Consider the following 21041-nt stretch of genomic DNA (forward strand, 5'->3'; position numbering starts at 1 on the left):
TCGCTCCCCGCTTACTTACCGGTCGCCTTGGCCAAGGCCCGCTCGATCCCACGGAGTTGGGCGGTCTGCCACTGCTGGAAGGAGGCGCCCGCGGGGGTGAGGGTCTCGGTGACGGTGGCCACCGGGATGCCCTGCGCCTTGGCCTCCTTGACCTGTGCCTGCACGTCCGGGGTGGAGTTCTGGGTGTTGTAGATGTAGACCTTGATCTGCTTGCTCTTGATCTGCTGGTCGATGGTGGTCTTGTCCTTCGCGGTGGGGTCGGAGCCCTCGTTCATCGCGTTCAGGAACGTCTCGGGGGTCAGCATCTTCAGGCCCAGCCCGTCGGCGAGCGGGGTGACGATGGACTCCGACGCACCGATCGGCGTGCCCGCGTACTTCGACTTGATGTCGGACAGCAGCCGGTTGTACGACGCGAGGGTCTTGGTCTCGAACGCCTTCTTGCGCCGGTCGTAGTACGAGGCGCCGGCCGGGTCGATCTTCTTGTAGTCCGCGGTGACCTTCTCGATCACCTGGTGGACGTCGTGCGGTGAGTACCAGCGGTGCGGGTTGCCGCCTGGCTTGACGCCGACCAGGTCCCCGACCTTCAGCTCGGTTCGGTCGCTTCCGGGATTGGTGGCGAGCAGCTTGTCGGCCCAGGCGTCGTAGCCGATGCCGTTGACGATCACATAGCGCGCACCGGACACGGCCCGGGCGTTGCCGGCGGTCGGCTCGTAGTCGTGCGGGTCAGTGTCCGGGCTGGTGATGATGCTGGTCACCTCGGCGCGGCTGCCGCCGAGCTGGGAGGCAATGCTGCCCCAGAAGTTCTCCGCGGCGACCACCTGGATCTTCTTCCCGGAACCGGATGCGCCACCGGATGCGTCGGCGTGACCGCTTCCGGCGGCCGAGGTGGAACACGCTGCGGCGGTCGCGGCGGTCACCGTGGCCGCGGCAGTGACGAGGGCAAGCCGCGCGTGCCGCTGTCGTCGGACGGTACGGGGGACGGGGGCGGCGGACATGCAGAGAGCTCCTTCGGGTGGGTCCGGACGCGTAGCGGTCGCGGCCGGGCAGGCGGGGTGCACCCCCAAACCTAGATGGAAATGATTTTCACTCCCATGGATTATGACAATCATTATCAACTTTTTCCGATCGGGCGCAAGCGCCGGCCGAGCACGTCATGATTCAAGGATTGCTGAATTCAGGAAGGCGTGTACTGTCATGGCGTGCTGACCATCGCTTCCGACATCGAGGTCCTGGCGCGGTTCGGCCGCGCCCTGGCCGATCCCCTCCGCTGCCGTCTGCTGCTCGCCCTACGCGAAGCCCCGGCCCACCCGGCCGAGTTGGCCGACGAGCTCGGCATTTCGCGCACGCGGCTCTCCAACCATCTGGCCTGCTTGCGCGACTGCGGCCTCGTCGTTGCGATCCCGGTCGGCCGTCGCACGAGATACGAACTCGCAGACCCGCGCCTGGGCCATGCCCTCGACGACCTGCGTAACGCCGTGGTCGCCATTGAGGCGGACCGCACCTGCGCCGACGCCGCCGAGAACGGCTGCTGCTGATGGCGCCCCCACCGCAGCGGACGGCTCCGGCCCGCCGTGACGCGCTCGCGCGGCGGATACGCCTGCTGGTCACGGCCACCATCGTCTACAACGTCCTCGAGGCAGCCCTTGCCCTCACGGCCGGCACGTTCGCCTCGTCGACCGCACTGATCGGCTTCGGCCTCGACTCCGTCATCGAGGTGTCCTCCGCAGCAGCCGTGGCCTGGCAGTTCTCCGCGAACCGGCACGAGGTGCGGGAAGCCCGCGAGAAGACCGCCCTGCGGATCATCGCCTTCTCGTTCTTCGCCCTCGCCGCATACGTCACCGCCGACGCCGTCCGCGCAGTCAGCGGCACGGGCGAGGCACAGCACTCCGTACCCGGCATCGCGTTGGCCGCCGCCTCGCTGGTCGTGATGCCGGTCCTTTCCACCGCCCAGCGGAGAGCCGGACGGGAACTGGGTTCGGCATCGGCCGTCGCGGACTCGCAACAGACGCGGCTGTGCACCTACTTGTCCGCGGTCCTGCTCGCGGGACTGCTGGCCAACAGCCTGCTCGGCTGGAGCTGGGCCGACCCGGTCGCCGCGCTGATCATCGCTACGGTGGCCGTCAAGGAAGGACGCGACGCATGGCGTGGCGGCACCTGCTGCCCCGTTCCTGTCACCGCGGCGCCGGCCGCCACCGCAGACGCCCACGACTGCTGCGCCTGACCAGGCCCAGCCTGCCCGCCGTCGGCTCGGGTGGATGACAGGAGAGGACCGGCCGATAATGAATCGATAACCGTTTCGGCTCTCGTTGACCGGGAGGCCGCGAACCCTATGCCCTCGATGCGTGGCCCGGTTCTGCTCACAGGTGTGGCGCTGGCCTTGACCTGCGGCTGCACCGGCTCCACGGGTGCCGGTGCCCGTGACGGCTCCCGGGCCGGTGCGTCCTCTCCAGCCATTCCCGTGGTCGCCTCGACGAACGTGTACGGGGACATCGTCCGGCAGGTGGGGGGCGGCAAGGTCACGGTCGTCTCGATCATCAGCGACCCGGCGCAGGATCCCCACTCGTACGAGGCCAGTACGCAGAACCGGCTGGAGCTGTCCAAAGCGAAGGTCGTGGTCGAGAACGGCGGCGGTTATGACGACTTCGTCGGCAGGATGCTGCACAGTGCCAACAATGCGTCACCTTCAGTCATCGATGCCGTGAAGGTGTCGGGGAAGGCACCGAGGGCGGGCGGGGAGGTCAACGAGCACGTCTGGTACGACCTCCCCGCAATGGGGAAGCTGACCGACCGGGTCGCGGATGCTCTGGCCAAGGCCTCCCCCGCCGACGCCGACGTCTTCCGGCACAACGCCAAGAGGTTCAAAGACCGGCTGACGGCGCTGGAACATAAGGAACGGCAGGTCAAGGCGGAGCACGCGGGGGCTTCCGTGGCGGTCACCGAGCCCGTACCGCTGTATATGACCGAGGCGATGGGGCTGCGGAACAAGACGCCCGCGGACTTCAGTCAGGCCGTCGAGGAGGGCGACGACGTCTCCACACGGAGCCTGCAACGGACGCTCTCGCTGTTCACCCACGAGCAGGTCAAGGCGCTGATCTACAACAAGCAGACGTCCGGGCCTCCGACGGAGAAGGTCAAGGCGGCGGCCGAGGACAGCGGGATCCCGGTGGTTCCGGTGACCGAAACCCTTCCTCAGGGCGAGGACTACCTCAGCTGGATGGTCGCCAACATCGGTGCGATCAAGAGCGCATTGGAGAGGTGATGGGACGCGCGGAGGCCGTCTTCCCGCTCTCCCCGGCGGACCGAGGTTCCAGGCGGAGTGCCGACACCGGCGCGCCGGTGATCAGTCTGCGGGACGCGGCTCTGGCGTACGGCGACCGCGTGCTGTGGCACGGCCTGCGGCTGGATGTCCGGCCCGGGGAATTCCTCGCCGTGCTGGGCCCGAACGGCTCAGGCAAGACGAGTCTGCTGCGCGTACTCCTGGGCCGGCAGCAGCTCACCGGAGGGTCGCTCACGGTCCTCGGCCGCCCGCCCCGAAGCGGCAGCCGGCATATCGGCTACGTCCCCCAGCAGGCGTTCCAGCCCACGCATACCCTGCTGCGCGCCCGTGACCTGGTACGCCTCGGTCTGGACGGGCACTGCTGGGGCCTGCCGCTCGCGCGCCGGCCGATCCGTCACCGTGTGGATGACCTCCTGGACGCGGTCGGTGCGACGGCGTACGCGGACACCCCGATCGGACGGCTCTCCGGCGGCGAGCAGCAGCGCGTCCGTATCGCGCAGGCGCTCGCCACCGACCCGCGGATCCTGCTCTGCGATGAGCCGCTGCTCTCCCTCGACCTTCAGCACCAGCGCACCATCACCGAGCTGGTGGAGGAGCGGCGGCGCTCCGCCGGTACTGCCGTGGTCTTTGTGACGCATGAGATCAATCCCGTTCTGGGTCTGGTGGACCGCGTTCTGTACCTCGCCCATGGCCGATACCGCATTGGGCGGCCTGCTGAGGTGATGACCTCCTCGGCCCTGTCGGAGCTGTACGGCACCCAGGTCGATGTTGTCCGTGTCAGGGGCCGGATCGTGGTGGTCGGAGAACCCAATGCCGGCACCGGTCACCCCCACGACGACGGGGCGAAGGGGGGAGAAAGCCAGTGATCGGGCTCGGTTACGGGTTCGGCCACGGGTCCGGGCTGTTCGCCGATGGTGGGGAAGACACCGGCATCTGGCATCAGATCTTCAACTTCGACAATTACGGGGAGCTGCTTGGGCTGGTCCAGAACTCGCTGCTCGCCGGGGTGCTGCTCGGCCTGGTCGGCGGGCTGGTGGGGGTGTTCGTGATTACGCGGGATCTGCCGTTCGCGGTGCACGGCATCAGTGAACTTTCCTTCGCCGGTGCCTCGGCGGCGCTGCTGCTCGGGGTGAACATCGTCGCCGGGTCCATCGCCGGCTCCTTGATCGCGGCCGGAGCGATCGGCGTCCTGGGCGTCCGTGCCCGCGACCGCAATGCGGTGATCGGCATCATCATGCCGTTCGGACTCGGCCTCGGCGTGCTCTTCCTCTCCCTTTACAAGGGCCGGGCGGCCAACAAGTTCGGCATCCTGACCGGCCAGATCATCGCCGTCAGCACTCCGCAGATGGCCTGGCTTCTCGGTACGTCGGTGGTGGTGCTCATCGCTCTCGCCCTCGTCTGGAGGCCGCTGACCTTCGCCAGCGTCGATCCGGAGGTGGCCGAGGCACGCGGCGTCCCGGTACGCGCGCTGTCCCTGGCGTTCATGCTGGTCCTCGGCCTCGCGGTCGCCCTGTGCGTCCAGATCGTCGGGGCGTTGCTGGTGCTCGCGCTCCTGGTCACCCCGGCGGCCGCCGCCGCGCGGGTCACCGCTTCTCCGCTGCTGCTGCCGGTGCTGAGCGTCGTTTTCGCCCTGTGCGCGATGGAGGGCGGCATTCTGCTCGCGCTCGGCAGCACCATCCCCATCAGCCCGTACGTCACCACCATCGCGTTCCTCATCTACCTCGGGTGCCGGCTGGCGACGGCGCGGCGGGCCACCCCTGCGCCGGGGCCCGCACTCGGCTCGCCCCGGGGCACCGTCCGGACGCACACTTGAAGGAGCCGGTACGGACGGAAGGAGTCGTTCATGCACCCCGTCGCGCTCGTCGGCGCCGCAGCCGGACGGCTTGCTCACTACGCGGTTTCCGGGGTGGTGGGCGCCCTCATCGTCAAGGGCGCCGCCAAGCGCCTGCCCGAAGCAAAGCCCGTCGCCCGCAAGGCAGTTGTCGGAGGCCTGGCCGGCGGGATCGTGGCCGGCCGGTGGCTGGCGTCGGCCGCAGAGGAAGCCCGGCTCAAGGCCGGTGATGTCCTCGCCGAGGCCCGTACGTCACTGGGCGAAGAGGTCCCGCCACCCTCCGCGGTCGCCACCGAGGGCCAAGAACACGACCACGGGCATGAGCACTGACCATGTCCGGTGTCGTCGTCCGCTCCGTAACCTCGGGCCGGGCCCGGTTCACCGTCCCGTGGGTGCGGGCGCGCCCCGGCAGCGCCGGGCTTGTCGATGAGCGGCTGACCGGCATCAGGGGCTTCCGGGCGCTGCGGATCTTTCCGCGCACCGGCAGCGTGGTGATCTGGATGGCGCCGGACCTCTTGGACGTCGACCGCCTGGTGTCCGCGCTCGACGAGGCCCCGCCCGCGTCCGCGCCCGCCAAACCGACCCCCTCCATACCCGACTCCTCCACGGGGGAACTGGCCCGGCTGGTCGTGGGCGGTGCGGTACTCGCCATCGTGGCGCTGCGCCGTCTGCTGCGCCGCCCCCGCATCACTGCGGGCTCCTCCGGCCTCCTGGGTGCGATCACCCTCTTCACCGGGCTGCCTTTCTTCCGTGGCGCGCTGCGGTCGTTGCGCGGCCGAAGCCACCCCGGGACCGACACGCTCGTCACTGCGGCCACCGTCATCTCGTTCGTGCTGCGCGAGAACGTCGTCGCCCTCACCGTCCTCTGGCTCCTCAACATCGGTGAGTTCCTGCAGACCCTGACGCTCCGTCGGACCAGGCGCGCCATCGAGGAGCTGCTGACCATCGGTGAGGAGCGGGTCTGGCTCGTAAGGGAGGAAGGTGTTGAGGTCGAGGTGGCCCTCGAAGAGGTCGTGCCCGACGATGTCGTGGCCGTCTACGAGCACCACCGGATCCCGGTCGACGGGCAGGTCGTCGGCGGCGAAGCCCTCGTCGACCAGGCGGCGATCACCGGTGAGGCGCTGCCCGTCTACGCGCGCGCCGGCGCCGAAGTCTACGCGGGGACCATCGTCACCTCCGGCTCGCTGACCGTCCGGGCCACCTCCGTCGGACGGGATACCACCGTCGGACGGATCATCAGCCGGGTCGAAGAGGCCCAGTCCGACCGGGCACCGATCCAAACGGTCGCCACCCGCTTCACCCGGCGCTTCGTCCCGGTGTCGTTCGCGCTGGCCGGGCTGACCTACGTGGTCACCCGCGATGCCCGGCGCGCCATGACGATGCTGCTGATCGCCTGCCCCTGCGCGGCCGGCCTCGCCACGCCTACCGCCATCAGCGCCGCCATCGGCAACGGCGCCCGCCGCGGGACGCTCATCAAGGGCGGTACCCACCTGGAGGGCATCGGCCGGGTCACCGCCGTCGTCTTCGACAAGACCGGCACCCTGACCTTCGGCCGGCCCCTGGTCACCAGCGTGGTCACCCTCAGCGACCGCTTCACCGCCAACGAAGTCCTCAGCCTGGCCGCCTCCGGTGAGCTGCACGCCCGCCACCCCCTCGCCCAGGCCATCGTCGCCCACACCGAGGAACAGCATCTGCATGCGCCCATCCACCAAGCATGCGAGGTCGTCCTCGGCATGGGCATGCGCGCCGAACTCGACGGCACCCGGCTGCTGGTGGGCAGCCCCGCGCTGCTGCGCCAGCACGGCGTCGAGCTGACCGATGAAGCCCAAGGCTGGACCGAGCAGTTGCGGGGCGGCGGCGAGACCGTCATCTGCATCGCCCACGACGAGGACCTGATCGGCCTGCTCGGCGTCTCCGATGCCGTGCGCTCGGGCGCCGGCGCCGTCATCCAACAGCTGGTCGAACTGGGGGTCTCCCGCGTGCTGCTGCTCACCGGCGACGCGCCCGAGACCGCACAGGCCGTCGCCGACACCCTCGGTATCACCGAGGTCCATGCGCACGCCCTCCCGGAAGGCAAACTCCAGCTGATCCGCGACCTCCAGGCCGAGGGCCACACCGTCGCGATGGTCGGCGACGGCACCAACGACGCCCCCGCCCTGGCCCTCGCCGACGTCGGTATCTCCATGGGCGCACACTCCTCCCATGTGGCCCTGGAAACCGCCGACATCGCACTACCCGGCGACGACCTGCGACAGGTCCCCGCCGTTGTGGAGCTCAGCCGCCACACCCTGCGCGTGGTCCGTCAGAACTACGGCCTCGCCATCGGCGTCAACCTCCTCGGCCTGGTCGCCGGCGCGGGGGGCTCCATGAACCCGGTCCTCGCCGCCCTGCTGCACAACACCAGCAGCATCGCCGTCGTCGGCAACTCGGCCCGCCTGGTCAACCACACCCCACACCTCCCCCCGACCGACGAGGACATGCTGATGGCGGCCCCGCTGGAGGACCGCCGGGTGCGCTGACATCCGGAGCGTGGCCTCGTCACGTCCTCGTGATTCATGCGCGGGGTCCGGCGACGCTCTCTGCCGAGCCGGCACGGCTGCTACCAGGGATCCGCCAGTTGCGAGCAGCCGACTGGGCTGCCCACATACGGGCGTAGCGGCCGTCGGGCTCGGCGAGCAGTTCGGGGTGGGTGCCGCGCTGGGTGATGCAGCCCTCGTCGAGGACCAGGATCTGGTCGGCGCCCGCGATGGTGGTCAGGCGGTGGGCGATGACGATGACGGTCTTGCCGGCGACCAGGCGGTCGATGGCGCCCTGGACGACGGCTTCGGACTCGGTGTCCAGGGCGGCGGTGGGCTCGTCGAGGACGATGACCGGGGCGTCCTTGAGGAAGGCGCGGGCGAGAGAGATGCGCTGGCGTTCGCCGCCGGAGAGGGCGGAGCCGAGCTCGCCGACGGGGGTGGCGTAGCCGTCGGGCAGCCGGCTGACGAAGTCGTGGATGCCGGCGGCGCGGGCGGCGGCCTCGATCTCGGCGTCGGTGGCGTCGGGCCGGGCGAGGGTGATGTTCGCGCGAATGGTGTCGTCGAACAGGTAGACGTCCTGGAAGACGACGGCGATATGCCGCAGTACGTCGTCCGGGGCGAGGGTGGCCAGGTCGGTGCCGCCGAGGCGGACGGTGCCGTGCTGCGGGTCGGCGTAGCGGCAGAGGAGGCGGGTGAGGGTGGTCTTGCCGGATCCCGAGGTGCCGACGAGGGCGGTCAGGCTCCTTTCGGGGACGGTGAAGTCGACGTCCTTGAGGGTGGGTTGGCCCTGGCCGTCGTAGGTGAAGGTGACGCTGTCGAAGTGGACGTCGAAGGTGCGGGGCGGATGGCCGCCGGGAGCCACCGGCAGGGGACGGACGGTCAGGACGTCTTCGATGCGGGCCAGGGCCGCATCCGAGAGTTCGAAGAGCTTGGTCATGACGGCGGCGAGGCTCAGCGGTTCGGCGAAGCGGGCCGCGGCGACCGTGACGGCGAGCAGCGTGGCCGGGGTGAGCCGGGCGTCGAGGGCGAGTGCGGCGCCGAGGGCGACCAGGGCCACCAGGGCGAGTTGCACGAGGAGCTGGGCGCCCGCGACCGGTAGTGCCGCGGAGCGGTTGGAGGCGGCCTGGGCCTGGTGCTGGCGGGTGAGTACGGGGAGGAGGAGGGGTGAGTCGGCGCCCGCGCGGCCGGTGGCCTTGAGGACGGGGAGGCCCTGGACGTATTCGACGATACGGGCGGCGCTCTCGCCGTCGGCCTCGTCGACCGCGCGGAAGCCCGTGCCGGAGCGGCGCTGCACCTGGCGTACGAGGGGCAGCGCGGCCAGGGTCCCGGCCACGAGGACCAGGCCGAGGCGCCAGTCGAGGGCAAGGACGACCACGCCCAGCACCGCGGGGACGGTGACGAGCTGGACGAAGAGGGCGGCGAGGGAGGAGACGGCAGTGGCGGCCGTGGTGGCGTTGTTGCCGACGACCTGGGTGAGGTCGCCGGCGGCCCGCCGGGCCAGTTCCTGCTGCGGCATGGCGCGCAGGGCGGCGCCCAGGCGCAGCCGGGTGGACCGGATGACCAGGTGCCAGTGGTCGTAGGTGAAGGTCATCTCCCTTACGCGCAGGGCGCCTTCGCCCGCGACGAGGAGGGCGAGCACGGCGAGCCAGAGTCCGGCGCGGCCGGTGCGGACGGGGTCGCGGCAGAGTTCGGCGAGCAGGGGGACGAAGCAGGCGTAGGCGGCGGATTGCAGGACGGTCGCGGCGAGCGAGATGCGCAGGGTGGCGCGGAACTGCCGGGCGTAGGGGCCGGCGGCGGTGAGCATCAGGCGCAGGATGCGCTTCACGGGGCGATCTCCTCCTCGGCCGGCCGGGTGGGCCGGGAGCTGGTCAGGTCCCAGTCGGCGGCCTGCTGGTGGTGGGTCCACAGGTCGGCGTAGCGGCCGCCGGCGGCGATGAGTTCGGCATGCCGGCCGCGTTCGGCGACCCGGCCCGCGTCGAGTACCACAATCTGGTCGGCGTCGGCGATGGTGGCCAGGCGGTGGGCGATGATGACGACGGTGCGGCCGCGGGTGAGGCGGGCGAGGGCCTGCTGGATCGCCGCTTCGGTCTCGGGGTCGGTGAAGGCGGTCGCCTCGTCGAGGATGACGACGGGGGCGTGGGAGAGGATCGCGCGGGCGATGGTGAGGCGCTGGCGCTGGCCGCCGGAGAGGCGTCCGCCGCGCTCCCCCACCTGGGTGTCGTAGCCGTCCGGGAGTTCCTTGACGATGAAGTCGTGGGCGGCGGCCGCCTCGGCGGCGGCGCGGACCTCGTCGTCGGTGGCGTCGGGCCGGGCGAGCCGGATGTTCTCGGCGACCGTGCCGCTGACCAGGAACGGGTCCTGGAAGACCAGCGAGACGTGTTGCAGCAGGTCCGCGCTGCGGATGTCGCGCACGTCGGTGCCGCCGATGCGTACGGTGCCCGAGGTGACGTCATGGAAGCGGGGAATCAGCCGGGCGAGGGTGGATTTGCCGGCTCCGGAAGAGCCCACCAGCGCGCACACCGTGCCTTCGGGTATCTCCAGGTCGATGCCGTCCAAGGCGGGTCGGCCGGTGCGGCCGGGATAGTGGAAGCCGACGTTCTCGAAGGTGAGAGCTGAGCCTGCTGGTTCGCGTGGCTGCTCGGGCTCGGGGAGCGGCGGTGTGTCCAGCAGCTCCTGGATGCGGACGGCGCCGGCCTTGGAGTCGTTGATGTGGTTGGTCAGGTGCATCAGGGGGGAGACCGCCTCGATCGGCATGGTGCCGATCAGCAGGGCCAGCAGGAGATCGGTCAGCGAGATCCAGCCGGCCGTGAGCATGGGGGTGCCGGTGGCCGCGACGATCAGCAAAGTGGGGAGCGGCACGATGAACAGCCGGTGCAGGCGGCCGGAGGCACGGGTGGTGGCCATCCAGGCCGCGACGGCTTCGGTGAACTCTTCGACGGCGGAGGCGAACCGCCCCAGGGACGCCTGTCCGTCGTCGAAGGTGCGCACGACCGGCATGCCTTGGACGAATTCGACGACGGCCGCGTTCACCTTCTCGTTGGCGGTGTTGTAGCGCTCGCGCTGGGTGCCGTAGTCGCGGGCCAGGAGCGAGAAGCAGACGAAGGCGAGGGGGACGATGAGGAGGACGGCGAGCAGCAGCCGCCACTGCACGACACCCAGTGCGAGCAGGGCGGCGAGCGGTTGGGCGACGCCGGAGCCGACGAACGGCAGCGCGTCGGCGACGACGTTGTGCAGCGCCTTCACATCGTCCTGGACGATCTTCTTGATACGGCCGGCGCCGAGCCGCTGCACCTCGCCGAGCGGCATGTGTGCCAGCGCGTCGGCGAGACGGCGGCGCAGGACGACCTCCAGGCCGTAACTGGCCTCGTGCGCGAGGTGTTCGGCGAGCCAGCGGGCGGCGAACCCGCAGAGCAGACCGGCCAGCGCGCCCAGCGTCCAGCGGGTGAGGACCGCTCCGGACGGGTGGCCGACGACGAGTTCCCCGACTGCGTACGCCACGCAGAGGAGACCGGCCACCGAGCTCACGCCGCTGAGCACGCTCAGTGCCGCGGCCCGTCGGAGCCTGCCGCGGGCCTCGGGGGCGAGCGCCACCAGCTTCCGTACCGTGCCCAGGCCGCTGCTCATCCGGTCACCTCCCGGATGAGAGCACCCTTGTCGACCTTGCCGAGGGCGGTGCGCGGGAAGGACGTCAACACCCTGACGTCGTCGGGGAGTTTGTAGGCGGCGAGGCCGCGCTCGGTGAGATGGGCGGTCAGGTCGGCGCGTTGTGGTGGTGTGCCGCGGGCGATGACGCAGGCGCAGGTGCGCTCCCCCAGTTCCGCGTCGGGCAGGCCGATGACGGCCACGTCATGGATGGCGGGGTGTCCGAGCAGGTGGTTCTCGACCTCCTCTACGGGGATCTTCTCGCCGGCCCGGTTGATGACGTCCTTGATGCGGCCGGCCACGACGAGATGCCCGCTCGGCAGCCGCCGTACCAGATCGCCGCTGCGGTAGTACCCGTCCTCGGTGAACGCCTTGGCGTTGTGCTCGGCGGCCCGGTAGTAGCCGCGCAGCGTGTAGGGCCCGCGGACGAGCAGTTCGCCGGGGTCGCCTTCGGGCACGTCGCGGTCCTGGGCGTCGACGATCCGCAGGTCGTCGTCCTCGGCGAGCGGCCGGCCCTGGGTGTGCAGGATGAGCTCCTGTGGGTCGTCGAGCCGGGTGTAGTTCAGCAGCCCCTCGGCCATGCCGAAGACCTGCTGGAGCCGGCAGCCGAGCTCCGGTGTGATGCGCCGGGCGGTCTCGGGCTGGAACCGGGAGCCGCCCACTTGGAGGAGTCGGAGGCTGCCGAGGTCGTCGTCGGACCAGTCCTTGGCCTCCAGCCACAGCAGCGCCAGGGAGGGGACCAGGGCGGTGACGGTGATCCGTTCGCGGGCGATGAGAGGGAAGGCGACGTCCGGACTCGGCGTCGGGCACATCACCACGGTGCCGCCCGCGTGCAGCGTTCCGAGCACGCCCGGGCAGGCCAGCGGGAAGTTGTGGGCCACCGGGAGCGCCACCAGATAGCGGGTTGCGGCGTCCAGGCCGGCCATCGCCGCGCTGGCGGTCGCGTTGTAGAGGTAGTCGTCGTGAGTGCGCGGGATCAGCTTGGGGGCGCCGGTGGTGCCGCCGGAGAGCAGCAGCAGCGCCACGCCGGACGGATCGGGCTCGGGCAGCGGCTGCGGCTCCCTCTCCAGCTCCGCCAGGTCGGTGAACTCCTGGGCGTCGCCGGCCACGAGCACATGGCGCAGGCCGGGAACCCGGTCGCGGACGGAGCGGGCCAACGGGCGGTGGTCGAAACCGAGGTGGGTGTCGGGGACGACATACGCCACGGCTTCGGACAGGCCCGCCAGGTGCGCGATCTCCGCCTCGCGGTGTGCGGGCAGCGTCATGACCGGCACGGCGCCGATGCGGAAGAGCGCGAAGGCCAGTTGGAGGAATTCCGCGCAGTTCGGGAGCTGGACCAGGACCCGGTCACCGGGCGCCAGGCCGAGCTCACACAGTCCGGACGCCAGCCGGTCGGCGCGCTCGTCCAGTTCGCGGTATGTCCAGCGTCGGGCCCCGTCGACCACGGCCACGGCGTCGGGCGTGGCCGCGGCACGCTCGCGCAGCAGGGCTCCGAGCGTACGGCCGCGCCAGTAGCCGCGCTCGCGGTAGCGGTCGGCGAACTCCTTGGGCCAGCCCACAAAACCGTCCAGAGGTGCGTGCGGCATCAGCGGCCCGCCTTCGGAACGACGTAGGGGGAGACGCTGCGGAGCTTTTCGCAGGTCTCCTCGTACTCACGGTCCGGCCGGGAGGCCCCGACCACGCCCGCGCCGGCCCGCAGCCAGGCCCTGCCGTTGCGCTGGTAGACGGCACGCAGCACCAGCGCGGCATCCAGCGACCCGTCGGCGCCGGCCCGTAGCACCGCGCCCGCGTACATCCCGCGCGGCTCCTCCTCCAGCTCGCGGATCAGCGGATACGCGGCGGCCTTCGGGATGCCGGAGGCGGTGACCGGCGGGAAGACCGCGCCGAGCGCGTCCCACGCGGTGCGGCCTTCGGCGAGTTCGGTGGTGACACGGGATGCGAGGTGCTGCACGCTGCCGCGCGGCTTGACGGTGAGGAACTCCCCCACCCGGGTCTGGGCCGCCACGCCGACCGAGGACAGTTCCTCGGCCGCGAGTTTCACGGACATCGCGTGCTCGAAGACCTCCTTGGGGTCGCGATGCAGTTCGGAACGGAGCGCCCGGTCCGTCTCCGGTTCTCCAGTCAGGGCGCGAGTCCCGGCCAGTGGCTGGGTGGTGGCGGTGCCGTCGGCGGTGACCTCGATGACCGTTTCGGGGCTGAAGCCGGCGGCCTGAAGCCCGTCGAGGTCGAGGAGGAACGAGCGTGCGGGGGTGTTGGCGGCCCGGCCGCGCACATAGGTGGCGGTCATGTCGACGGGGTACGGCACGGTGACGGTGCGGGACAGGATGACCTTGTCCAGCTCGCCCCGGCCGATCTCCGCCACGGCCCGCGCGACGTTGTTGTGGTACGAGCGGTCCGCGGCGGCCACCTCGACAGGTTCGGGAGCAGGCTGCTCCGTTCGATCCGGGATCTCGGCGAGCAACTTGCGCAGGCGTGCCGTCAGCTCGGGGTCGACGGTACGGACCAGCACCTCATGCCGGCTGATCGTCAATTCGCTTCCGGGGATGATCAGATGTCCGAGCAGCTCGGTGTTCTCGCCACCGCTCGCGAGCTCGAACGACAGCCAGCCGTATGCGTGCCAGTCCTCGGCCGCCGTCCGTGCGAGTGCGGCGCGGATCGGCTCCCAGGGGCTGCCCGACCAGGGGTATGCGGTCTCGGCTCTCGTTGCGGGGGAGACGGTGCGGATGTGATCGGCGTGGACGCGTATCTCCGCGACGGGATCGCTGGCCACATGCCAGTGCTGTTCGCGCTCGTAGACGACGAAATCGGTCAGCAAGCCGGATTCGACGAGGTGGGCGACGACGGACTCCGGCTCGAACGGGCCGTCAATACATGCCTGTTGATAGGTATGGATCACTAGGGTCTCCTGCTGGGAAGAGGGGCGGTCAGCGCTGCCGCGGAGCGCGCAGCGGGGCGGCGACGAGGTCGGCGACCCGGTCCGCGTTGGGCTCCTCGATGCAGCTGAAGTGGTTGCCGTCGATGTCGGTGACGGGGAGGTCGCCGATGCAGACGTCGCGCCAGAAGCCGAGCGTGGTCTCGTCCATGCCGGGCGCGAAGCCGGAGGCGCCGCGCGGGCGCAGGAAGCGGATGTCGCCGGCGTACGGCGGGGGTGTGAAGCGTGCGGAGCGGAAGCTCTGCCGGAAGATCCGGAACATCGCGGCGACCATCTCCGGCGGCATGGTCTCGCCGTTGGCCTCCGACGCGGTGCGGGCGTAGGCGGCGAACCGCTCCTCGCGGGTGAAGGAGCCCAGGTGCCGGAAGAAGGCACCGGCGCGGTCCATGTCCGGGTCCCCGCCGACCCCGGCGAGGGCGCCGGCCGGCACGCTTCCGCCGTGCCGCTCGATGACCTGCAGGAAGCCGCGTACGACGGTGTCGCTGTCGAGATCGCCGAATCCGGTCTGCGCCATGGAGATGTGCAGGTTGGGTACGAACAGGATCTCGATCAGCAGGTCGTCCTCGACGTCGATGACGACGGGGTGACTGCTGATCAGGACGAGGTCCTCGACACTCACTCCACGCTCTTCGAGGCGCCGGGCCACTTCGGTGGCGTAGAGACCGCCAAGGCAGTAGCCGATGAGCTGGACGCGGTCATGCCCCTCGGCGAGCAGCCGCTCGGCGTAGTCGTCGGCGGCGCGCTCGACGACGGTGGCCGGATCGAGGGAGCAGTAGCGCTCGGTGTCGTCGATGACGACGCCCAGCACCGGTCCGAGGTCCTGCGCGACAAGCCGGTTCGCCAGTGGCCGGTAGCAGTCCATCGTGCCGAGGCCGGCGTGGAACATCACGCGCAGCGGTCCGTCACCGGTGGTGCTGAACGACAGCAGACCGGCGTTGCCCGTCGCGGCGCGGCGGGGCGCGGGACGTCCTGCGACGGCGCCGTCGCCGGTGGTGCGCAGGAAGGCGGCGAGTTCGGCGAGCGTGGGGTGGTTGAGCAGCTGGCGCAGCATGGCGTCGAAGGGGACGGTGGCCGCTTCGGGTATCTCTTCGCGCAGCTTGCCCGCCATCCGGGCCATGATCAGGGAGTCGGCTCCGTGCGTGTAGAAGTCGTCGGTGCGGCCGAGGCGGCCGCTGGGCAGGGCAGCCGCCCACAGCTCGGCGAGCCGGGCCTCGAAGGCGTCGGCGGGGGCCTCGGTAGCCGGCCGGTCACCGGTGTCGGGGAGGGTGGGGCGCCAGCCCTGGAGGGTGCGTCGGTCCACTTTTCCGTTGCCGGTGAGCGGGAGCGCGTCAGCGACCTGGAGGTGCGAGGGGATCATGTGCGCGGGCAGCCGGTCGCGCAGGAACGCGGTCAGGTCGGTGTCCGTGACGTAGGACCGGTCGGTCTTCAGCCGCGCGGCGAACAGCCGCAGATGCTGCGGGGCGAGGGGGTGGCCGTCCTCGGGCAGGCTCAGCACCTGCTCGGCGCCGGCCTCCGTGAGCAGTGCGCGCCACTGTTCCGGGCCCAGGTAGGAGGACCCGCCCAGCGCCCGGTCATCCTCGGGCTCGGTCATCATGAAGGCCTGCGAGGCGAGGATCCACGGGTGTTCGCGGGTCGGTTCGGTCAGCAGCAGCCATCCGCCGGGGGCCACCAGCTCGGTGAGCCGCTTGAGGGCGGCGGGGATGTCCCGGGCGTTCTCCAGGACACCGGCGGCCAGCACGATGTCGTAGGAGTTCGGGGCCAGGCCCTGGGCGCGGTGGTCGGTGTCGACGTCGAACACCCCGAAGCGCAGCCAGGGGCTGTCGCCGAAGCGGCGCCTTGCCTCCGGCAGGAAGAACGGCGCGAGGTCGGTGAAGAGGTAGTCGGTGGAGCGGCCCTCCAGCGCGGGGAGCACGTCCTCGGTGGTACCGCCGGTGCCGGCGCCTGCTTCGAGGACGCGCAGCGGGCGGTCGGCGGGGTGCTCGGCGGCGATGCGCCCGACGAGGGTGGCGACGGCGGTGTTGAGGTAGCGGGCCATGGCGTGGTGCCGGTAGAGCGCCTGCGCGATGCTGAAGTCGCCCTCGGGGAAGAGGAGTTCGACCGGGTCCTGTCGGCCGGTCAACAGCTCAGGGAGACGGTCGGTGTTGCTGCGTACGTAGGCCAGGAAGTCGCGGGAGCCGAGAGCGTCCGTCCAGGCGGCCTCGGCCGCGCCCCAGCGGCGGGCCACCTCGTCCTCGTCGGCCTCGGTGCCGCCGTGCTCGGCCAGCACCGCGAGCCAGCGGCGCACCAGCCAGTGGTGGCGCGGCGCGACGCCCGCTGCGTGCAGCGTCTCCTCGGTGGGCTCGGCATCCGCCGACAACCCGAGTTCGTACAGCGCGGACGCCATGGACGCCAGCACGGCGGCGTCAAGCGTCTCGACATGGGCGGCGACGCCCGCGGGATCCACGCCAGGGACGGCGCTGTCGGCCGCGGCAGCCACCAGCGGCGTCTGGGCAGCGGCACCCTCGGCGGGCTTGGTGGCGGCGGCAGGTTCGACAACGCCGAGCAGTCCGCGCTCCTCCCCTGCCCCGTCGACGACGACTCCGGCGGCCGCGACCGCCGGATGCTCCAGCAGCGCCGCCTCGATCTCCCCCAGCTCGATGCGGTGGCCGCGCACCTTGACCTGACTGTCCTCACGGCCGAGGAACTCGATCTCACCGCCGGGCAGATAGCGGCCGAAGTCCCCGGTGCGGTAAAGGCGTTGGCCGTCGCGGGGGTGGGTGCGGAAGCGGTGTGCGGTGGTCCGGGGGTCGCCGAGATAGCCCTTGGCGAGGCCCTCTCCGGTGATGTACAGCTCCCCCGCGGTCCACACCGGACAGTCGCGCAGAGCGGTGTCCAGCACCCGGAAACCCTGGTTGGCGAGCGGGGTGCCGTAGGGGATGGAGCGGCGTGCCGCGTCGGAGGTGTCGCAGGGGTGGTGGATGGACCAGATCGCGGCCTCGGTGGCGCCGCCGAGGGCGATCACGCGCAGTCCGGGCAGCCGGCCGGTGATCTCACCGGGCAGGGCGGGCGGCACCCAGTCACCGGAGAGCAGCGCCAGCCGCAGGGCCGGCAGGCCCAGGCCAGGCTCGGACTCCAGGTAGGTGGCGAGCATCTGCATCAGCGCGGGGACGGAGTTCCATACCGTCACGCGGTGTTCGGCGGCCAGCTGGGCCCAGTGGGAGGGGTCGGTGCGCCGCTCGGGGTCCGGCAGGACGAGGGCGCCGCCTACGGACAGCGGGCCGAAGATGTCCCAGACGGACAGGTCGAAGCCGAGGTTGGCCAGGCCCAGCACCCGGTCGTCGGCGCCGATGCCGTAGCGGCGTCCGATGTCGGCGACGGTGTTGAGCGCGGCACGGTGGCTGATCACCACACCCTTGGGCCGACCGGTGGACCCGGAGGTGTAGATGACGTACGCGGGTGCGTCGGGGTCCCCTTCCTCCGGGTCGAAAGCGGCGGCCGGCGCCCCGCCGAGGGCGTCGACGGCGAGGACCGTGCTGCCCTGCGGCCAGTCGGCGGCCACCCATGACTGGGTGAGGATGTGCTTGACCCCGGCGTCGTGGAGCATGCCGGCGCGGCGCACCGGCGGCTGCACGGTGTCGACCGGCAGATAGACGGCGCCGGCGAGCAGCGCGCCGAGGACGGCGATGATCTGCTCGGGGCCCTTGTCCATGACGACGGCGACCCGGCTGCCCGGCGTACAGCCCGCGCGGCGCAGCGCCTGGGCGACGGCGGTGGCCCGGCCGGCGAGTTCGCCGTAACTGAGGGTGGTGTGCGGGGCGATCACGGCGGGGCGGTCGGGGGTGCGGACGGCCTGGGTGAGGACGCCGTGGTGCAGCAGTCCGTCGGGCAATTCGGCCGCGGTGTCGTTGACGCGGCGGCGCTCCTCGGTCTGCCAGCCGGGCAGCGCCACCGGGTCGGCGGATTCCCAGGGCTCCTCACCGTCCGCAAGCCCCCGGAGGACGCTCTCGAAGGCGTCGAACATGTCGTCCACCAGGCCGTCGGGGAACACCCCCTCGCGTACGTCCCAGTTGACCTGGAGGCCCTCCGCGTCGTCCATCGCCTGGCAGTCGATGAAGACCTGCGGTGTCTGGGTGATGCCGAAGCCGTCGAGCCGCCCCTCGGCACGACCGTTCGCCTCGGTGTCGCCGAGGCCGATGGCGCTGGTGAACACGATCGGCATCAGGGCGGCGTCGCGGCCACGGCGGCGGGCGAGTTCGCGCAGCACCTGCACGCCGGAGTACAGCCGGTGGTCGAGATCGTCGAAGAGCTGTCCGGCCAGGGCGCGGGCCCGGTCTGCCAGGTTCTGGCCGGCGGTGCCTTCGACGGCGAGCAGATTGACGGTGGTGAAGTCGCCGACGACGCGGTCTATGTGCGGGTGCAGCGGCAGCCGGTTGAGGACGGTCAGGTTGAGGCAGAAGCGCGGGGTGCGGCTCCACCGCTCGATCACAGCGGCGTATGCCGCGAGCACCACGGATGATGGGGTCAGGCCGCGGCTCTGGGCGCGTTCCTTGAGCCGCCGCCAGCCGGCGGTGTCGAGCTTGAGGAAGCGGCGGCGGAAGCGGGCCGCCTGCTGTGTACCGGTGTCGAGCACCGGAAGGTCAGGGGCGGGCGGCAGGGTATCGAGCCGGGAGTGCCAGTAGTCCTTGTCCCGCTGGTGGCGCGGGGATTCGCCGAGCGCGCGCTCGGCGAGCAGATAGTCGCGGAACTCCACGTCCAACGGCGGGAGTTGCGCTTCGGGGTCGGTGTGCAGCGCCTCGAATTCGGCGAGCAGGAGCCAGATGCTGGCCCAGTCCGCGATGAGGAAGTCCATGGACAGATGGAGGACGGCGCGGCTGTCGGTGCGGGTCAGGCGCAGGTCGAACAGCGGCCAGGCGGTGGTGTCGTACACCCGGTGGCCCATCTCCTCCCGCGCTGCTTCCAGGGCGACACGTACCCGGGCGGTGTCGGCGCCGCGGACATCGGTGACGGGCAGGGTGAGGGTCGGCGCGGTGGGCATGATGCGCTGGTGGCCCTCGGGGTCGATGGCGGCGCGCAGCATGCCGTGCCGCTCGACGAGCCGGTTCCAGGCGTGCTCGGCACGGCCCGGGTCCAGGTCGGGGTAGTTGACCTCCAGGTACACATGGCAGGCCACGCCGCCGTAGTCGAACACCTCGTTACGGCCGAGGAGATAGGCGGCCTGGACGTCTGTCAGCGGAAACGGTTCGTGCCGGGCTGCCGGGTCCGGCACCAGTGACGCCGGGCGGTCCTCGGCGCGCAGCCACTCCAGCACGTCCGCCTTGTGCTCCTTGAGCGCGCGCAGCTCATCGAGGCCCAGGGTGCCCTTGGGGGCGCGGTAGCGGAGCGTGCCGTCCTCCTCCCACAGCTGGGCTCCTGCGTGTCGCAGCTGTGCGATCAGCTCGCCCGGGGTGGATGCGGTGGTCATCTGTCGGTCTCCTTGGCCGCGCGGGGCGGAATGTTGGCGTTGAAGCGGAAGAGGTTGCCCGGGTCCCAGGTCTCCTTGAGGCGCCCCAGCCGCGCGTACGTGTCGTCTCCGTACGCGGCGCGCACCCACTGCGGGCCCGGGTCAGGCAGCAGATTGAGGTACGGCCCCTCGGTCACGTCCTGGAGTTCCTGCCAGCCGGTGCGGGCGGGCTCCAGGTGGGTGGGGCTGTCCGCCTCGCCGTACCACTGGGCACAGATCTCGATGAACCACTGGGCGCGGCGGTGGACGAAGGCGGTCGGTCCGGCGGGGGCGCGGCTGATGGCCCCGCCGAGCGCGCCGAGCACGACGGAGTAGTTCGGCCCGGAGGCCCCCCAGTGGCCGAGGAGCCGGTCGATCGTGGCGTCGGTGAGCTCGGCGAGGAGTTCCCCGCGGTTGTAGACGTGCTGGCGGGCGACGTCGGGCGGCGACGGCAGGAGTCGCTGGTAGGCGGTGTACGGCAGGTCGGTGACGGTGTCGTGGACCGGGCGGGGGTGGCCGTGGCGGAGCGGGGCGAGGATCTCGTCGGCGCGTTCGGGCGGGCCGAACCACGTCGGGATGAGGACGGCGCAGCGTTCGAAGTGCAACTCCTCCGGGACGAAGGGCAGAGGCGGCGCGGTCCAGACGAGGGCTATCAGGGAGGCCTGGTCGGGTGCGGTGGCGAGCCAGTCGCGGGCCGTGCGCAGGGCTTCGCGCGCCTGCTGCGCCGGGTGGACGAGGGCGCCGGCGGTCACCCGCTCGACGGGATGCAGCCGGAAGCCGAAGCGGGTCACCACCCCGAAGTTCCCGCCACCGCCGCGCAGCGCCCAGAACAACTCGGCGTGCTGATCGGCGTCCGCCCGCACATACCGTCCTTCGGCCGTCACCACCTCGAAGAACATGGCATTGTCGCTGGTCAGGCCGTACTGGCGGGAGAGGTCGCCGACGCCGCCGCCGAGGGTGTGGCCGGCGATCCCGACGTCGGTGTTGCGGGCGCCGGGCAGCGCCAGGCCGTGCTGCTGCGTGGCGGCGTCGAACTCACCCCAGGTGAGGCCGGGTTCGACGACCGCGGTACGGGCCCGGGGGTCGACATCGATGCGTTTCATCCCGCCGAGGTCGAGCAGCACGCCGTCGTCGCAGGTGCCCCAGCCCGCCACGTTGGCCCCGCCGCCGCGGACGGCGACGGGCAGTCCGTGGCCGCGGGCGTAGGCGAGGGCCGCGATGACGTCGTCGACGTCGGTGCAGCGGGCGATCAGGGCCGGGCGGCGGTCGATGCGTGCATTGCGGACCCGGCGGGCCCGTTCGTAGCCGGGAGTGCCGGGGGTGACGATGCGGCCTCGGAAGCCGGGCAGCGAAGGGCGCGTCGGCAGGTTCGTCGGCATCCG

General features: G+C 71.3%; 14 protein-coding genes. 7 read left to right on the forward strand and 7 right to left on the reverse strand.

Annotated elements, in window-relative coordinates:
- Positions 1 to 11: 11 nt before the first annotated feature.
- On the reverse strand, positions 12 to 995 hold the full coding sequence (locus ACZ55A_RS16315) for a metal ABC transporter solute-binding protein, Zn/Mn family (protein ID WP_468839998.1): 984 nt from the start codon (positions 993 to 995) through the stop codon (positions 12 to 14).
- 204 nt (positions 996 to 1199) lie between these two features.
- Here ACZ55A_RS16315 and ACZ55A_RS16320 point away from each other — a divergent pair, with 204 nt between their 5' ends.
- The 7 genes from ACZ55A_RS16320 to ACZ55A_RS16350 all read left to right on the forward strand — a co-directional run bounded on the left by ACZ55A_RS16320 (position 1200) and on the right by ACZ55A_RS16350 (position 7627).
- Complete coding sequence (locus ACZ55A_RS16320) at positions 1200 to 1535, forward strand: ArsR/SmtB family transcription factor (RefSeq protein ID WP_468840001.1); 336 nt, start codon at positions 1200 to 1202, stop codon at positions 1533 to 1535.
- Positions 1535 to 2221 carry a cation efflux transmembrane domain-containing protein gene (locus ACZ55A_RS16325; RefSeq protein ID WP_468840004.1) on the forward strand — a complete coding sequence of 229 codons (687 nt, stop codon included), beginning with the start codon at positions 1535 to 1537 and terminating at the stop codon, positions 2219 to 2221. Before ACZ55A_RS16320 ends, ACZ55A_RS16325 begins: the two co-directional genes overlap by 1 nt.
- A gap of 108 nt (positions 2222 to 2329) precedes the next feature.
- The gene (locus tag ACZ55A_RS16330; RefSeq protein WP_468840007.1) at positions 2330 to 3259 is read left to right on the forward strand and encodes a metal ABC transporter solute-binding protein, Zn/Mn family; all 930 of its coding nucleotides are present in this window, start codon (positions 2330 to 2332) and stop codon (positions 3257 to 3259) included.
- The gene (locus tag ACZ55A_RS16335) at positions 3259 to 4143 is read left to right on the forward strand and encodes a metal ABC transporter ATP-binding protein (protein WP_468840010.1); all 885 of its coding nucleotides are present in this window, start codon (positions 3259 to 3261) and stop codon (positions 4141 to 4143) included. The genes ACZ55A_RS16330 and ACZ55A_RS16335 overlap by 1 nt, the downstream gene beginning before the upstream one ends.
- Before the next feature lie 35 nt (positions 4144 to 4178).
- Positions 4179 to 5090 (forward strand): metal ABC transporter permease, encoded by a 912-nt coding sequence (locus ACZ55A_RS16340; protein ID WP_468840140.1) that lies wholly within the window; start codon positions 4179 to 4181, stop codon positions 5088 to 5090.
- A gap of 30 nt (positions 5091 to 5120) precedes the next feature.
- Positions 5121 to 5438 carry a DUF1490 family protein gene (locus ACZ55A_RS16345; protein ID WP_468840013.1) on the forward strand — a complete coding sequence of 106 codons (318 nt, stop codon included), beginning with the start codon at positions 5121 to 5123 and terminating at the stop codon, positions 5436 to 5438.
- Between the two features lie 2 nt (positions 5439 to 5440).
- The gene (locus tag ACZ55A_RS16350; RefSeq protein WP_468840016.1) at positions 5441 to 7627 is read left to right on the forward strand and encodes a heavy metal translocating P-type ATPase; all 2187 of its coding nucleotides are present in this window, start codon (positions 5441 to 5443) and stop codon (positions 7625 to 7627) included.
- Between the two features lie 34 nt (positions 7628 to 7661).
- Here the strand turns inward: ACZ55A_RS16350 and ACZ55A_RS16355 are convergent, their stop codons facing one another.
- Genes ACZ55A_RS16355 through ACZ55A_RS16380 form a run of 6 tightly spaced genes read right to left on the reverse strand, consistent with a single transcriptional unit; the run spans position 7662 to position 21038 of the window.
- On the reverse strand, positions 7662 to 9452 hold the full coding sequence (locus ACZ55A_RS16355; protein WP_468840018.1) for an ABC transporter ATP-binding protein: 1791 nt from the start codon (positions 9450 to 9452) through the stop codon (positions 7662 to 7664).
- Positions 9449 to 11251, reverse strand: coding sequence for an ABC transporter ATP-binding protein (locus tag ACZ55A_RS16360; RefSeq protein ID WP_468840021.1), 1803 nt, complete (start codon positions 11249 to 11251; stop codon positions 9449 to 9451). Before ACZ55A_RS16360 ends, ACZ55A_RS16355 begins: the two co-directional genes overlap by 4 nt.
- A complete protein-coding gene (locus ACZ55A_RS16365; protein WP_468840024.1) occupies positions 11248 to 12855 on the reverse strand; it encodes a (2,3-dihydroxybenzoyl)adenylate synthase in 1608 nt (535 codons plus the stop codon). The genes ACZ55A_RS16360 and ACZ55A_RS16365 overlap by 4 nt, the downstream gene beginning before the upstream one ends.
- A complete protein-coding gene (locus tag ACZ55A_RS16370; protein WP_468840027.1) occupies positions 12855 to 14165 on the reverse strand; it encodes a salicylate synthase in 1311 nt (436 codons plus the stop codon). Before ACZ55A_RS16370 ends, ACZ55A_RS16365 begins: the two co-directional genes overlap by 1 nt.
- A gap of 28 nt (positions 14166 to 14193) precedes the next feature.
- A complete protein-coding gene (locus ACZ55A_RS16375) occupies positions 14194 to 19641 on the reverse strand; it encodes a non-ribosomal peptide synthetase (RefSeq protein WP_468840030.1) in 5448 nt (1815 codons plus the stop codon).
- Positions 19638 to 21038 (reverse strand): FAD-binding oxidoreductase, encoded by a 1401-nt coding sequence (locus tag ACZ55A_RS16380; RefSeq protein ID WP_468840032.1) that lies wholly within the window; start codon positions 21036 to 21038, stop codon positions 19638 to 19640. Before ACZ55A_RS16380 ends, ACZ55A_RS16375 begins: the two co-directional genes overlap by 4 nt.
- Positions 21039 to 21041: the final 3 nt, after the last annotated feature.

This window comes from Streptomyces sp. NPDC034111, assembly GCF_055575375.1.

Bases quoted from the DNA above. Each gene is read 5' to 3' on its own strand.
- ACZ55A_RS16325 (WP_468840004.1), top strand. From the start codon at position 1,535: ATGGCGCCCCCACCGCAGCGGACGGCTCCGGCCCGCCGTGACGCGCTC.
- ACZ55A_RS16315 (WP_468839998.1), bottom strand. From the start codon at position 995: ATGTCCGCCGCCCCCGTCCCCCGTACCGTCCGACGACAGCGGCACGCG.
- ACZ55A_RS16375 (WP_468840030.1), bottom strand. From the start codon at position 19,641: ATGACCACCGCATCCACCCCGGGCGAGCTGATCGCACAGCTGCGACAC.
- ACZ55A_RS16345 (WP_468840013.1), top strand. From the start codon at position 5,121: ATGCACCCCGTCGCGCTCGTCGGCGCCGCAGCCGGACGGCTTGCTCAC.
- ACZ55A_RS16360 (WP_468840021.1), bottom strand. From the start codon at position 11,251: ATGAGCAGCGGCCTGGGCACGGTACGGAAGCTGGTGGCGCTCGCCCCC.
- ACZ55A_RS16330 (WP_468840007.1), top strand. From the start codon at position 2,330: ATGCCCTCGATGCGTGGCCCGGTTCTGCTCACAGGTGTGGCGCTGGCC.
- ACZ55A_RS16335 (WP_468840010.1), top strand. From the start codon at position 3,259: ATGGGACGCGCGGAGGCCGTCTTCCCGCTCTCCCCGGCGGACCGAGGT.
- ACZ55A_RS16380 (WP_468840032.1), bottom strand. From the start codon at position 21,038: ATGCCGACGAACCTGCCGACGCGCCCTTCGCTGCCCGGCTTCCGAGGC.
- ACZ55A_RS16350 (WP_468840016.1), top strand. From the start codon at position 5,441: ATGTCCGGTGTCGTCGTCCGCTCCGTAACCTCGGGCCGGGCCCGGTTC.
- ACZ55A_RS16365 (WP_468840024.1), bottom strand. From the start codon at position 12,855: ATGCCGCACGCACCTCTGGACGGTTTTGTGGGCTGGCCCAAGGAGTTC.